The 13,541-nt window shown below is 68.7% G+C and carries 10 protein-coding genes; 3 read left to right on the forward strand and 7 right to left on the reverse strand.

Annotated features, from left to right (window positions below):
* Positions 1-188: 188 nt before the first annotated feature.
* The 3 genes from WAB15_RS21175 to WAB15_RS21185 all read left to right on the forward strand — a co-directional run bounded on the left by WAB15_RS21175 (position 189) and on the right by WAB15_RS21185 (position 3,282).
* Positions 189-1,259, forward strand: coding sequence for an AAA family ATPase (locus WAB15_RS21175; protein WP_399146093.1), 1,071 nt, complete (start codon positions 189-191; stop codon positions 1,257-1,259).
* Positions 1,256-2,356 (forward strand): ParB/RepB/Spo0J family partition protein, encoded by a 1,101-nt coding sequence (locus WAB15_RS21180; protein ID WP_407287185.1) that lies wholly within the window; start codon positions 1,256-1,258, stop codon positions 2,354-2,356. Before WAB15_RS21175 ends, WAB15_RS21180 begins: the two co-directional genes overlap by 4 nt.
* A gap of 308 nt (positions 2,357-2,664) precedes the next feature.
* Entirely contained in the window at positions 2,665-3,282 is a 618-nt protein-coding gene (locus WAB15_RS21185; protein WP_393485760.1) for a GNAT family N-acetyltransferase, read from the forward strand.
* Positions 3,283-3,365: 83 nt separating this feature from the next.
* On the opposite strand, the gene trxA is transcribed toward WAB15_RS21185, so the two are convergent.
* The 7 genes from trxA to WAB15_RS21220 all read right to left on the reverse strand — a co-directional run bounded on the left by trxA (position 3,366) and on the right by WAB15_RS21220 (position 13,325).
* Positions 3,366-3,692 carry a thioredoxin gene (trxA, locus tag WAB15_RS21190; protein WP_393485761.1) on the reverse strand — a complete coding sequence of 109 codons (327 nt, stop codon included), beginning with the start codon at positions 3,690-3,692 and terminating at the stop codon, positions 3,366-3,368.
* Between the two features lie 46 nt (positions 3,693-3,738).
* Entirely contained in the window at positions 3,739-4,713 is a 975-nt protein-coding gene (gene trxB / locus WAB15_RS21195) for a thioredoxin-disulfide reductase (protein ID WP_399145848.1), read from the reverse strand.
* 115 nt (positions 4,714-4,828) lie between these two features.
* Positions 4,829-5,761: an anti-sigma factor family protein gene (locus WAB15_RS21200; protein ID WP_407287186.1), complete on the reverse strand. Its 933-nt coding sequence runs from the start codon at positions 5,759-5,761 to the stop codon at positions 4,829-4,831.
* Between the two features lie 2 nt (positions 5,762-5,763).
* Positions 5,764-6,441: an RNA polymerase sigma factor SigM gene (sigM, locus tag WAB15_RS21205; RefSeq protein ID WP_407287187.1), complete on the reverse strand. Its 678-nt coding sequence runs from the start codon at positions 6,439-6,441 to the stop codon at positions 5,764-5,766.
* Between the two features lie 536 nt (positions 6,442-6,977).
* Positions 6,978-8,693, reverse strand: a complete 1,716-nt coding sequence (locus WAB15_RS21210) for a protein kinase family protein (RefSeq protein WP_407287188.1) — start codon at positions 8,691-8,693, stop codon at positions 6,978-6,980.
* 107 nt (positions 8,694-8,800) lie between these two features.
* Positions 8,801-11,023, reverse strand: a complete 2,223-nt coding sequence (gene murJ / locus WAB15_RS21215; protein ID WP_407287189.1) for a murein biosynthesis integral membrane protein MurJ — start codon at positions 11,021-11,023, stop codon at positions 8,801-8,803.
* 46 nt (positions 11,024-11,069) lie between these two features.
* A complete protein-coding gene (locus WAB15_RS21220) occupies positions 11,070-13,325 on the reverse strand; it encodes a DUF6049 family protein (RefSeq protein WP_407287190.1) in 2,256 nt (751 codons plus the stop codon).
* Between the last annotated feature and the right edge of the window lie 216 nt (positions 13,326-13,541).

Raw genomic sequence — 13,541 nt, forward strand, 5'->3', positions numbered from 1 at the left:
GCTCATTCGGGCGCGGCACTGGCATCGTGTTTCACGTGAAACGTCGTTCTCTGCTGCAAGGGATCATCGGCCGCGGTCGTGCGGCCGCCGCGCCGCGCGACCGTAAGCCCACAAGGGTCACGGAAGTATCCACAGATGTGGATTCGTCCACAGGAGAACGGACCTCACTGGTTCGCGACACCGAAAGCATGGCAGGCTCTGAACATTGCGAGCCTGATGTCGAGGAGAGTGAATCCTTGCGGTCCGACGCCAACATCGCGGGACCGATGACCGATCCGGTCCCCGGTCCCCGTAGCGAGTCGTTCGGGGACGACGTTTCACGTGAAACGCCGCCCCCGATGGACGACACCCCGATCGGTCGTGCAGCTCAGCTTGCGGTGGAGGCACTTGGCCGCGCGGGTGAGGGGCTGCCCCGGCCTGAACAGACTCGGGTCATGGTGGTTGCCAACCAGAAGGGCGGGGTGGGCAAGACCACCACGACCGTGAACCTGGCGGCCTCGCTGGCCCTGCACGGGGCACGGGTTCTGGTGATCGACCTCGACCCTCAGGGCAACGCATCGACGGCGCTGGGGATCGACCACCACTCCGAAGTGCCGTCGATCTATGACGTGCTGGTGGAGGGCAAGCCGCTCTCCGACGTGGTGCAGCCGGTCGTGGATGTGGAGGGGCTGTTCTGTGCTCCCGCCACGATCGACCTGGCCGGTGCCGAGATCGAGCTGGTCTCCCTGGTGGCACGGGAGAGCCGGTTGGACCGGGCCATCAAGGCGTACGAACAGCCGCTGGACTACATCTTCATCGACTGCCCGCCCTCGCTCGGCCTGCTGACCGTCAATGCTCTGGTCGCCGGCGCCGAGGTGCTGATCCCGATTCAGTGTGAGTACTACGCGCTGGAGGGACTGGGCCAGCTGCTGCGGAACGTCGATCTGGTGCGGGGCCATCTCAACCCCCAGCTCCATGTCTCGACGATCCTGCTCACGATGTACGACGGGCGCACCCGGCTCGCCTCCCAGGTCGCCGACGAGGTGCGCAACCACTTCGGCCACGAGGTGCTCCGTACGAGCATTCCCCGCTCGGTGCGCATCTCCGAGGCACCCAGTTACGGGCAGACCGTGCTCACCTATGACCCGGGATCCAGTGGCTCGCTCTCCTATCTCGAAGCGGCCCGGGAGATCGCGTTCCGTGGCGTCCCGCAGACCGGGGGCCAAGGCCTCAGCGTCAACTACGAAGCACAGCACAGCATCTCGGAGGGGAATCAGTGAGCGAACGACGTAGAGGCCTGGGCCGTGGGCTCGGTGCGCTGATCCCCGCGGCACCGCAGAGCACGGACAACATCGGGCCTGCGGTGGGACAGGGGGCGACATCACCGTCGTCGGTACCGGTGCTGGCCCCGGAGCGAGGAGTGGCGGCCGCCAAGGTGGCGTCGCTGCCGGCGCACGGTGTTTCACGTGAAACGGAAGCGGCGGCCGGGACCGAGGCATCGGCAGAGGGCCTGTCGGCGGTCGTCGGCGCGCACTTCGCCGAGGTGCCGCTGGACGCGATCAAGCCCAATCCGCGCCAGCCGCGAACGGTCTTCGACGAGGACGCGCTTGCCGAGCTGGTCACCTCCATCAAGGAGGTGGGCCTGCTTCAGCCGGTGGTGGTGCGTCAGACGGCGCCGGACAAGTACGAGCTCATCATGGGCGAGCGCCGCTGGCGGGCGTCCCGTGAGGCCGGCCTGGAGAAGATTCCCGCCATCGTCCGGGACACCGACGATGAGAAGCTGCTCCTCGATGCGCTCCTGGAAAACCTGCACCGGGCGCAGCTCAACCCGCTGGAAGAGGCTGCCGCCTACGACCAGTTGCTGAAGGACTTCAAGTGCACGCATGACGAGCTGGCCGACCGGATCGGGCGCTCGCGTCCTCAGGTCTCCAACACGCTGCGTCTGCTGAACCTCTCGCCGTCCGTGCAGAACCGGCTCGCCGCGGGCGTGCTCTCCGCGGGACACGCCCGCGCCCTGCTCGCCGTGGAGGATTCGGAGGAGCAGGACCACCTGGCGTACCGCATCGTGGCGGAGGGGCTGTCGGTGCGCACGGTCGAGGAGATCGTGAAGCTGATGGGCTCGGAGCCCAAGAGCGCGAGCAAGGCGAAGGGGCCGCGTGCCGGTACCCGTGTATCGCCCGCGCTGACCGGCCTTGCCTCCCGTCTGTCCGACCGCTTCGAGACCCGGGTGAAGGTCGACCTGGGTCAGAAGAAGGGCAAGATCGTCGTCGAGTTCGCCTCGATAGAAGATCTCGAGCGGATCCTCGGCACTCTCGCCCCCGGTGAGGGGCCTGTCCTGGGCCAGACGCTGGCCGAGGAGAAGAACGAGGAAGAGTGAGCTGACACTGTCGGCAGCTGGGCGGGCCGTGTTCCGGAATCCATACCGGAACACGGCCCGCCCTTTGCTCTCACGCGCTACCGGTGCCCGTAAAGGGTGGATACGATGCGTTCGGGTATGGCACGGATCCACGTGGAGACACCTCACAGCGAGGAGAGGGCCATGCGATCGGTGAGCCGCACCGGACTGCTGGCAGCTGGGTTCGGCCTCGCAGCCGTCGGGGGGTTCGTTGGTGGTCTGCTCAGGGAGCAGGCAGCGCTGACGGCGCTCCGTGGTGCGGCAGGTGAGAGAAGTGAGGACCTGGTTTCATGGGCCGTCGGCTCGTACCGCTCACGCTGGACAACCTTCCGGATCTCCCCAAGCGCTGCCGCTCCTGTGTCTTCTGGGAGCTCGACCCCGTCAGCGGCGAGGCTGCGGTAAAGGCGGGACGTCCCGAGCTGGAGAAGGAAGCCTGGATCTCGGCGGTACTGCTGGAGTGGGGATCCTGCGGGCGGGTCGTCTATGTCGACGAGGTGCCCGCCGGCTTCGTGATGTACGCCCCGCCGGCCTATGTGCCGCGCTCCATGGCCTTTCCCACCAGTCCGGTGTCGCCGGATGCGGTGCAGCTGCTGACGGCGTGGCTGACTCCCGGCTTCCAAGGGCAGGGGCTGGGGCGAGTGATGGTGCAGACGGTCGCCAAGGATCTGATCCAGCGCGGGTTCAAGGCCATCGAGGCGTTCGGCGACGCTCGCTGGTCCGAGCCGGCATGTGTACTGCCCGCAGATCATCTTCTCGCGGTGGGCTTCAAGACCGTACGGCCCCACCCCCGCTTTCCGCGGCTGCGCCTTGAGCTGCGGACCACCATCTCGTGGAAGGAAGATGTGGAGCTGGCGCTCGACCGTCTGCTGGGAGCCGTCCAGAAGGAACCCGCACTGCGACCGCTGTAGGCGGTCTGTTTCACGTGAAACGGAGAACGGGCCCGCCCCCTCGATGAGGGCGGGCCCGTTTCACGTGAAACAAGCGGTGTGACTCAGGCGAGGTAGTCCGCCAGGTCGCGCTCGATGGCGGCCTTCGGCTTGGCGCCGACGATGGTCTTCACGACCTCGCCGCCCTTGTAGACGTTCATCGTCGGGATCGACATGACGCCGTACTTGGCGGTGGTCGCCGGGTTCTCGTCGGTGTTCAGCTTGGCGATGACGATCTCGTCGTGCTCGGCGGCAATGGCCTCCAGGGACGGGGCGATCTGGCGGCACGGGCCGCACCAGGTGGCCCAGAAGTCCACGAGGACGGGCTTGTCGCTGTTGAGGACGACCTCTTCGAAATTGGCGTCCGTGACGGTCACCGTGGCGCCGGCCATGGCAATCTCCTTATTGAGTGGGTGTTGGGAAAGCTGGGTGCGCGGGTCAGGCGGAGGGGGTCTTCTCCGGCTCGGCGGTCGCCTCGCCGTCCGACAGTGCGGCGAGGAAGCGCTCGGCGTCGAGGGCGGCGGAGCAGCCCGTGCCGGCCGCGGTGATCGCCTGACGGTAGGTGTGGTCGACGACATCGCCCGCGGCGAAGACACCCTGCAGGTTGGTGCGGGTGCTGGGCGCGTCGACCTTGAGGTAACCCTCGTCGTCGAGAGTCAGCTGGCCCTTGAACAGCTCGGTCCGCGGGTCATGGCCGATCGCGATGAACAGGCCCGTGACGGGGAGCTCGGAGGTCTCGCCGGTCTTGATGTTGCGCAGCGTCAGACCCGAGAGCTTGCTCTCGCCGTGGATCTCGGCGACCTCGCTGTCCCACACGAACTTGATCTTCGGGTCGGCGAAGGCACGATCCTGCATCGCCTTGCTGGCCCGCAGGGTGTCACGGCGGTGGACGACCGTGACCGACTTGGCGAAGCGGGAGAGGAAGGTGGCCTCCTCCATCGCGGTGTCGCCGCCGCCGATGACGGCGATGTCCTGGTCCTTGAAGAAGAACCCGTCGCACGTGGCGCACCAGGAGACACCGCGACCGGACAGCTCGTCCTCGCGGGGCAGGCCGAGCTTGCGGTGCTGGGAGCCGGTGCTGACGATGACTGCCTTGGCGCGGTGCACGTTTCCTGCGGTGTCGGTGACCGTCTTGATCTCTTCGGAGAGATCGACCGCGACGATGTCGTCCGGCACGAGTTCGGCACCGAAGCGCTCGGCCTGGGCGCGCATGTTGTCCATGAGGTCCGGCCCCATGATGCCGTCGCGGAAACCGGGGAAGTTCTCCACGTCGGTGGTGTTCATCAGCGCGCCTCCGGCGGTGACGGCACCTTCGAAGACGAGCGGCTTCAGGGACGCGCGGGCGGTGTAGAGCGCTGCGGTGTAGCCCGCGGGCCCGGAGCCGATGATGATCACGTTGCGGACGTCGCTCACGGGTGTCTTCCTTGTCTCTGCCGACTGCGTTGCTGGGGCTCGGGGAACTCTCACCCCACCCAACGGATCCTACGGGGCGAGCATTCCCGGAGTGTCACAGCGCACTTCTCGTCGCTCAGTCTCGCTGGTACGAGTGCGACAGCAGGATCTTTCCGGGAGCCGGCGGCGTGGCGGAGACGCAGGAGGAGGCGACGACATACGCGGAGACCCGCCGTGGATCGGTCGGATCCGGCAGTACGACGAGGAAGGCGTCCTTGCCCTGATAGCGGGTGTGGCTGGACGCGAGCGGCGCTTCGGGGCGTCCGATGCCCTGGCGGACACAGGACGGAATGGTGCCGGCACTGCCCCGCAGCGGGGTCTCTGGGAGGCTCTGAGCGCCGACGTCGGGGGACTTGTGCGAGCCCTTGGACGCCAGCAGATCGCGAACATGTGATTCAAGGCTGGCCGCTGTGAGGGCGGCCGCGCCGTTCATGCTCTTCTCGGTGGTCGCGGTGGACCGGTCCTGGTGGTGCCCCTGAGTGCTGTCCATGGCGGCGTTCTGGAGCAGAAGGCCACCCAAGCTGAAGATCGCGGCGGCCGCCGCGGTGCCGAGCAGAATCCGCGGCCAGCGGCGAGAACGGGACGAGCGACCGCCTGGTGTCTGGCGGCCCGGCCCGGAGGCGCCCCGAGGCCGCCCGGCTGGCCGGGTGGACGGCGTTCCTCGAGCGGGGGACTCGACGTTGGTTTCACGTGAAACAGCGACCCGCGTGGTGGCTGTTTCACGTGAAACATGCCCCTCGGCGCCAGGAGCGGTGGCGTCCAGCAGCGCTTCGGCGGCAAGGGCGGCATCGATGCGCCCGGCGACATCGGCCGGCATCCGCGCCGGACCGGGGAGCGTGCCCAGCAGCCCCCGGATCTCTTCCAGGGACTCAAAGACGTCCTCGCACAGCGCGCAGGCGGCGAGGTGGTCGCGCAGATCCGCGGTGCGCGAGGGGGGGAGCAGCCCGTCCGTGAGGTCGGAGATCTCAGAGACCTCCGGGTGCTCACCCGTGCCGGTCGTCGACGTCACGCTCACCCACCTCCGCCCTTCACGGCACCTGTGTCCTTCGGCCCTGCCGTCGGTGGGACGGATGTCCCCTGCGCCCGGTTCCTTCCCCGGCTCGCGGGTTCGCTACCCCCGCCGTCAGCGCGCAGATGGGTGACCAAAGGCAGGAGCCGGGCACGGCCTCGTGCGCAGCGGCTCTTGACCGTCCCGGTCGGGATATCGAGGATGGCGGCCGCCTCCGCGACGGGGTAGCCCTGCATATCGACGAGGACGAGAGCGGCGCGCTGCTCCTCCGGGAGCGTGCGCAGCGCATTCAGCAGCTCCCGGTGCAGATCCTGGCGCTCGGCGGGAGTGGCGGCGGATTCCTCGGGCTCCAGCAGCTGCTCCAACCGCTCGGTCTCGGCGACGGGCGAGGTGCGCCTGGAGGCGGTCTTACGAGCTCGGTCCAGACAGGCATTGACCGTGATGCGGTGCAGCCAGGTCGTTACGGCGGACTGGCCGCGGAAGGTGTGGGCCGCACGATAGGCGGAGACCAAGGCGTCCTGGACGGCGTCGGCGGCTTCCTCGCGATCCCCCAGGGTGCGCAGTGCCACCGCCCAGAGCCGGTCACGGTGTCGTCGGACGATCTCCCCGAAGGCGTCGGGGTCGCCGGCGACATGGCGGGCGAGCAGGTCCTGATCACCAGAGTCGTCCAGCACACCCATCCAAACCCCCCTTGCCCAGCGGCTGAACCCTCGGAACCTTGACCCTGTCACAAACCGGAGATCGTCGACCCGCCGCACCGCAACGTGATGAGTCCACGGGCTGGCAGCAACCTCGTACACCGCATGGTAGGCAGCCGTCGGGAGAAGTGCCAGGTATTCGTAGGCGCGCGATCTCGTCCCTGGGATTTCTGAAGGCTGCACAGGTACTTTTCCTTCTCGGCATGGCAGCTGCGCAGGTGTCGCCTTCTAGCCACCCTTCCGGTTGTTTGTTGCGCAGATTTGGCATGGCCTGCTTCGCGCGGTGATGTTGGCTGACTTTCGCGCCAAAACTGCTCGCGTGGAATTCTTCTGGAATTCCTCACGTGGAAGCAGCGCAAGCAGCGGCCGACGGATTCCTGGCCGGACTTCGTCGTCGCCCAGGACACCCAGGGACGCGGCTGAGCATCACACGGCACGAGGGCCCGCCGAGTCATCGGCAGGCCCTCGTGCCGTAGGCGAAGGCACCGGCGGGTGCGGGAGACGAGCTGTCCGCAGCTTCAGCCGGAAATTTTGATTTCTGAGAGGCCTCCCCGGAACCAATCCGATTCCCCATCGCTGGGAAGTTCCGTGACGCGGATCAGTACATAGCGGGACCGCACCGGCTGGTCGAGTTTCACATCCAGCCGATCACCGGCCTTCTCCGGTTTGGAGAGGTGCCGTGAGAAATCGTCGAGCTTCGTCGGGTCGGTTGCGGAAGGCGCCGCTGCGCGGATTTCCACGGTCTGGCCCGGCCGATACATGCTGACCTGTATCCCGGAGATGTCCTTCGCGCGTCCGAGGTCGACGATGATGCCGCTGCCGTTTGCGCGCGACGGCAGGTTTCCGAAGTTCGCCCAGCCCCTGAACCGACCTGTCACCCAGGCGGTACTCGGGTCGCCGTCCGTAGCATTGTGCGCCTGCGCTGCTGAGAAGGGTTCGGCCAGGGGCGAGAACTCTGTGGTGCCCGTGATCGCGAGAGGCTTGCCGGTCGGCTTCTTCGCCTGGCCGCCGCCCGTCTGCGAGTTCCCGGGGTCGTCCTCGTCGTTCTCCCGCTTCAGCAGCGTGTCCGCGAGCTGCCAGCTGCCCAGCCCCAGCGCCGCGATCAGCAGCGCGGAGACGGACCACTTCAGCGCCCGGCCCGTGCGGCTCTGCAGCGGCGGCGGAGGCGTGGGAACGGGCTGGGTCTGCCGGGCGCCCTGGCCGTTGTGCGCCGACGACTGCCGGTAGTTGCCCTGCTGGTACCCCGTGCGCTGATACGGCGGCGGCGTGCTGAACGCCGTCTCCGGAGGCCGGATACGCGGCATGGCCGCAACGGCCTTGGCCAGCTCCTCCGGGGTGGTGCAGGGCTGCTCCTGGCGGGAAGCCGTGGCGCCGTCGTTGATCAGGGCCCGCATGGCCAGTTCGGAGAGCCCGCGGTGGACCCCGGCACGCACCTGGTCGGGTGCGATCAGCCCGACGCCCTTGGGCAGGCCGGTCAGGCCGTGGGCGTCGTTCTCGTACGGCCAGCGCTGGGTCAGCGCGGCGTACAGCAGCGCGCCGATCGCCTCGGTGTCCGTGCGCTGCGGGTGCTCGCAGGTGATGCCGCGCAGCGCCGCCATGACGGCGAGGCCCCGGATGCGGTACTGCCCGGATTCCGTGCGCAGCACCGAACCGGGGGTGATCCGCAGATGCGACAGGCCCTCGCGGTGCGCGGCGGCCATGGCCTGGGAGACCTGGCTGACGAGCTGGTAGGCGTCGTGCGGCTCCAGCGGCCCGTTGGCGAGCACGGTGGTGAGTTCCGTGGCGTCCGGCAGCCACTCATGGACGACGTAGACGAGGTCGTTCTCCTCGACCGCGTCCAGGACCTGGACGAATCGGGGGTCGCCGAGCAGCGCCGAGGAACGGGCGGCGGAGAGCACCGGCCGGCCCCGCGGATGGTCGGCGGGCAGGATATGCACGCCGACGGCCCGCCGCAGCTTCTCGTCCACCGCACGCCAGCTGCTGAATCCGTCCAGACGGGTGACGCACTCCTCGAGTCGGTAGCGTCTGGCGAGCTTGTGGCCGCTGTGCAGTTCCGGTGGCTGGGCCTCGGTCGCCTGGGCACGCTGATCATCGGTGCGTGCGGCGTCCTGTTCCCCGCCGGATACCTTTTCGGCCTTAGCACCGTCGTCCGTGGCCTTACCCGCCTTGGCGGTCAGCGGTTCCTCACCGCTCGTGTCGGCCACGTCGACGGCAGCCGTGCTCCGTTCCGCCACCGTCGTTCCTGCCTCCCCATCCGTTGCAGGCTCAATGAGCCAAGACAATTGTGCCCACAGTCCGCCACTATGCACGACACACGGTGGCAGTCGATGGTTGTGCTCAATCAACGCCCAAGCTTTGACCGGACCATGCCGACCAGGGCGTTCATTTCCTCGATGCGCATTTTGCGTGCGGCGACGTAGAACACGGCCAGAAGTGCGGCGATGCCGGCGATCAGCGCGGCCAGCGAGCCGAGGAATCCGCTGCCGAGCGTCTGCATGATGCCGTACACCACCGCTCCGGAGACGATCGTCGCCGGGATGCTGGCGCCGGCCAGCCGCGCGTACGTCCGCACGACGTGAGCGGTGTCGAGGTCGCCGTCCATCCGCTTGCTCAGCCGCCGCCAGGCCACGCCGACGCCGATGATGTACGCCAGGCCGTAGGAGGCCGCCATGCCGACCACGGCCCAGCGGGCGGGCAGGATCAGGAAGCAGAGCCCGGAGGCCGCGGCGTTGACGGCGGCGACGATCACCGTGTTGTAGAAGGGGGTGCGGGTGTCCTCGTACGCGTAGAAGGCGCGCAGGACGACGTACTGCACCGAGAACGGGATCAGGCCCACACCGAAGGCCATCAGCATGTAGCCCATCGGGATGCCGGCGCCGGACGAGCCGTAGACCAGCGTGCACAGCGGGATGCCGAGCGCGAGGAAGCCGAACGAGATCGGGACGATGGCGACGGCGGAGGTGCGCAGGCCCTGCGACATGTCGTCCCGGACGGCTCCGGTGTCACCGTCGTGGGCGGACCGTGCCAGCCGCGGCAGCAGCGCCGCCATGACCGAGACGGTGATGATCGCCTGCGGCATGTTCCAGATCAGCTGGGCGCTGGCGTACGAGATGAAGCCGGTGCCCGGGTGGCCCTGCTGGTTGGCGGTGTTGCCGGCCCAGGTGGACAACTGGGTGACGACGAGGACGCCCGCCTGGTTGGCGAGCACGAACAGCACGGTCCACTTGGCGAGCTTGGCGGCCTTGCCCAGGCCGTGGCCGCGCCAGTCGAAGCGGAGCCGGATCCGGAAATCGGCGTCGCGCAGGTAGGGGATCATCGCCAGCGCCTGGACGACGAGCCCGAGCAGGGTGCCGATGCCCAGGAGCCGGATGCCCTCGTCGGGGATGGTGGTGACGCCGATGTGCGAGGTCTTCGCCGTGCCGTAGACCCAGATGAACAGGCCGAAGGTGGCGATCATGACGATGTTGTTCAGGACCGGGGTCCACATCATCGCGCCGAAGCGGCCGCGGGCGTTGAGGATCTGCCCCATCACCACATGCAGACCCATGAAGAAGATCGTGGGTACGCAGTAGCGGGTGAACGCGACGGCGACCTCGTTGGCCGCGGGGTCGCGTGAGATGTCGAAGGAGACCAGCTTCACCAGCAGCGGCGCGGCCAGCACCGACAGCACCGTCAGCACGCCGAGGACCACGATGACGAGGGTCAGCAGGCGGTTGGCATAGGCCTCGCCGCCGTCGTCGTCCTCCTTCATCGCACGCACCAGCTGCGGGACGAAGACGGAGTTCAGACCGCCGCCGATGGTCAGGATGAAGATCATCGTCGGGAGCTGGTAGGCGACCTGCCAGGAGTCGCCGAGCACGGCGCCGCCGAGTGCCGCGACGATCAGCGCCGAGCGGACGAAGCCCGTGAGACGGGACACCATCGTGCCGGCGGCCATCACCGCACTGGACTTGAGCAGGCCGGAGGCGCGGCCGCCGGAGGGCTTGCCGGCCGCCGCCACGGGGGCGGGCGCCGGCACCGGAGCGGGCTGCTGCGGTACGGCCTCCGGAGCGGGTGCCGCGGCGGCAGCGGGTGCCGCGGCAGGCGGGCCGGCGGGTGCCGGGCGCTGCGGCTCGTAGGGCTGCTGCTGGTCACGGAAGAGATGCGCGAAGGCGTCGGACTCCGGACGGTCGCCGGCGGCCTGGGCGCCCCGCTCGTCGAGGCCCATGAACTGCATCGTCGCGGCATCGTCGCCGTACGGAAGATCACGGCCGGGGGCCTGCGACTCGGAGGGCGCAGGCGCGGGCCACTGCTGTGCGTCGGGGGTGGGGCGGCTCGCGGTCGGCTGCTGGTAGAGCGGGTGCGCGGGCTGCGCCGGCGGTGCAGGGGGGTGCGCGGCGCGGTCGTAGCGCGCCTCGCTCACCGGCTCCTGGGCCATCGGGTCCGGTGCGCGGTGCGGGCCGTTGCGGTAGGCGTCCTGCACAAACGGATCATGGTCCGCTGAGGACGGGGGCGTCGGAGGGACCGGCCCCATGGGGTCGCCATTGGCGCCCCGGCCCCGGTCACCGTCGTACGGCGCATTCATCGCTGCCCCACCTCATCCGTCGCCGGCCATCCGGCCCCGCCATATATCAACGGTCCACTTTCTCACCTGAGCCGGACGGGTCGGAGCTTTCCGAACCGGTGTCCGGCTTGGGGTCACTCGGCTGCTCGGGGGCGTCGCCGTCCGTGCCGCCGCTGTCGCCGTCCGTGCCTTCCTCGCCGTCGGAGCCGTCGCCGTCCGACCCGTCCTCGGCGCGCTGGGCCGCGGCTCGCTTGCGCTGGAGGTAGATCCGCACTCCGGCGAGGACGAGCAGCAGCACACCGCCCGCGATGACCAGCATCACAGTGGCGGTGATCTCCGTGACGTTCACCTGGAACGTCATGGGGCCACCGTAGGGCTTTCCGTCCGACGTGTAGAGCTGGGCGGTCACCCACGCGCGGCCGTTGGCGTTGGCCGTGGTGTTGAACTTGAACGACTGGCTGTGCCCGCCGTCCACCGTGATCTGCTGCGGCTTGCCCGCGTCCAGGCGGTTGGGCTGGGAGGAGGTCAGCTTCAGCGTCATGTCCTTGACGCCCTGGACCAGGTTGTTCTGGACCGTCACCGGAATCGTGGCGCTGCGCCCGGAGAGCGTGGCGTCCGACTTCTGGATCAGGTGGACCTTCTTGGTCAGGCCGTCGAGGTAGCTGCGCACCGAGTGGCGGAACTTCGCGGCGCCGGAGCGATCGGACCGCCACTCCGTCGACATCTCGCGCATTATGGCGTTGCCGAACGGCGTCACCACACGCTCCGGCTGCGCCAGGATCACCCGGAAGTCGTCCAGCTCGGACTGCGTGTCCTGGATCTGGCGGAAGGCCTCGGTGGGCAGCTCGTGCCGGCGCAGCGAGGACGGGTAGGCGGCCCCGCTGGGCACCCGGCGGCTGGCCGTGGGGTCGGGCTTGGCCTTGGCGGCGGCGCCGAGGTGTATCGGCGTGGTCCAGCGCCCGGACTCGTTCAGCTGGCGCAGCGCGGTGGCCATGGCCTGGGCCTGGCTGACCGACGGCATCCGCTGTGGTGCGACGACGATGCTGCGCTGCCGGTCCGGTTCCTGGAGGCTGATCATCTGGGTCTGGGCGATGAACTCCTGGACCGCGCGCGTGGCGTTCCCGGCCTTCGACATATCGCCTTCGAAGGTCTGTGAGAGCTGTGCGTCCGCGACGATGGCGGTGTTGCCGCCGCCGATGGGACGGGCCGCCGTCGGGGTGTAGGACAGTCCGCCGTTCTCCCGCAGGCTGTCGCTACGGGTGATCACGTTGTGCGCACCGGCCGAGGTGGCGACATCGACGATGGAGGAGTCGATCGCGCCTTCCACGGGCCAGGCGAAGTCCGTACGCGGCTTGACGCCGAGGATCGTGTCCACGGTCTTCTCGGCGAGGTCGGTGGCCGGGCCGAGGTGGCTGAGCGCGCTGGGCACGCCCTTGCCGTGGTGGGCGAGCGAGGCGAGGTCGGGGTCCGCGAAGGGCAGCGCCACCACCTCGTGCGAGGTGACCGCTTCCTCGAGTTCGTGCAGCCACTGCTTGGCGACCGCCTGGTTCTTGCCCATCGGGCCGTCCGGGCCGTTCACCCGGTACGACTTGGTCATCGCGTCGACGGTCGCGAGCAGGTCGGGGTCGATGACGAAGGTCACCGGCAGGTTCTTGCCGAGCGCGACCATCTGCTGCAGCCGGCCGCCGGGGGCGAGCTCGGCGGCGAGGTCGTCGTTGCGGAAGACCGGCGTCTGCTGGGCGTCGGCGTCGGTCTCGGCGGTGAGGTGCGTGGAGGAGATCAGCGGCCACAGGTAGGTGAGCTGGGTCTTCTTCTCGGCGTTGGCGGCCTGCCAGGGCAGGAACGTCCGGTCGATTCCCAGGACCTGCTCGTAGGACGAGGCCTGCGAGCGCCCTGACAGCGAGACACCGATCTGATACACACCGTCATCATCGAGGTCGAGGTCCTTGACCGGGACGCTGAGGGTGAAGGGGCGGCTGACGCCGGGCTCCAGCTTGTCGATCTTCTGCTGGTGGTCCTTGACCTCCTCGCCGTCCACTCCCGGCAGGTAGCCGTTGCGATGCGTCGCGGCCTCGATGGCGCTGCGGCTGCTGAGCGCGTCGCCGCGGTGCATTCCGACGTGGGCGTCGGTGATCGCGCTGCGGCCGTCGTTGGTCAGCGTGCCGGAGACGGTGACCGTGTCGCTCTTGCCGGGAGCGGAGGGGGACATCGAGTCGATGGTGACGTCGACCGTGCGGGAGCCGGTCGGGGCCGCCTGCGCGGAGGGGGCGTGCGGGACCTGGACCAGTCCTACGAGCAGGGGGAGTCCAGTGAGCAGCGTCACGGTCCTTCGCAGCCATCGACCACGCGGCCGTTCAGTCACCTGGAACCCTGCCGCCTCGGCCACGCGCTCGTCCGTCCCTCGTCGTCGTCAGTGGTCGTCGGAATGTGCGTCCACGAATGGTAACGAGGCCTGCGGCACCAGAGTGCCGGGGAGTGCTCCACATGATCGCTGTGCCGACCGCCGTATGACCGGCCTGTCCCCTTTATTACGTGACGC

This window comes from Streptomyces sirii (assembly GCF_045690365.1).
Taxonomy (GTDB): domain Bacteria; phylum Actinomycetota; class Actinomycetes; order Streptomycetales; family Streptomycetaceae; genus Streptomyces; species Streptomyces sirii.

What these genes read in the sequence shown, in the direction of transcription:
- murJ (WP_407287189.1), bottom strand. Translation starts at nt 11,023, where the DNA reads ATGAATGCGCCGTACGACGGTGACCGGGGCCGGGGCGCCAATGGCGAC.
- WAB15_RS21175 (WP_399146093.1), top strand. Translation starts at nt 189, where the DNA reads ATGGCAGGCTCTGAACATTGCGAGCCTGATGTCGAGGAGAGTGAATCC.
- WAB15_RS21185 (WP_393485760.1), top strand. Translation starts at nt 2,665, where the DNA reads ATGGGCCGTCGGCTCGTACCGCTCACGCTGGACAACCTTCCGGATCTC.
- trxA (WP_393485761.1), bottom strand. Translation starts at nt 3,692, where the DNA reads ATGGCCGGCGCCACGGTGACCGTCACGGACGCCAATTTCGAAGAGGTC.
- sigM (WP_407287187.1), bottom strand. Translation starts at nt 6,441, where the DNA reads ATGGGTGTGCTGGACGACTCTGGTGATCAGGACCTGCTCGCCCGCCAT.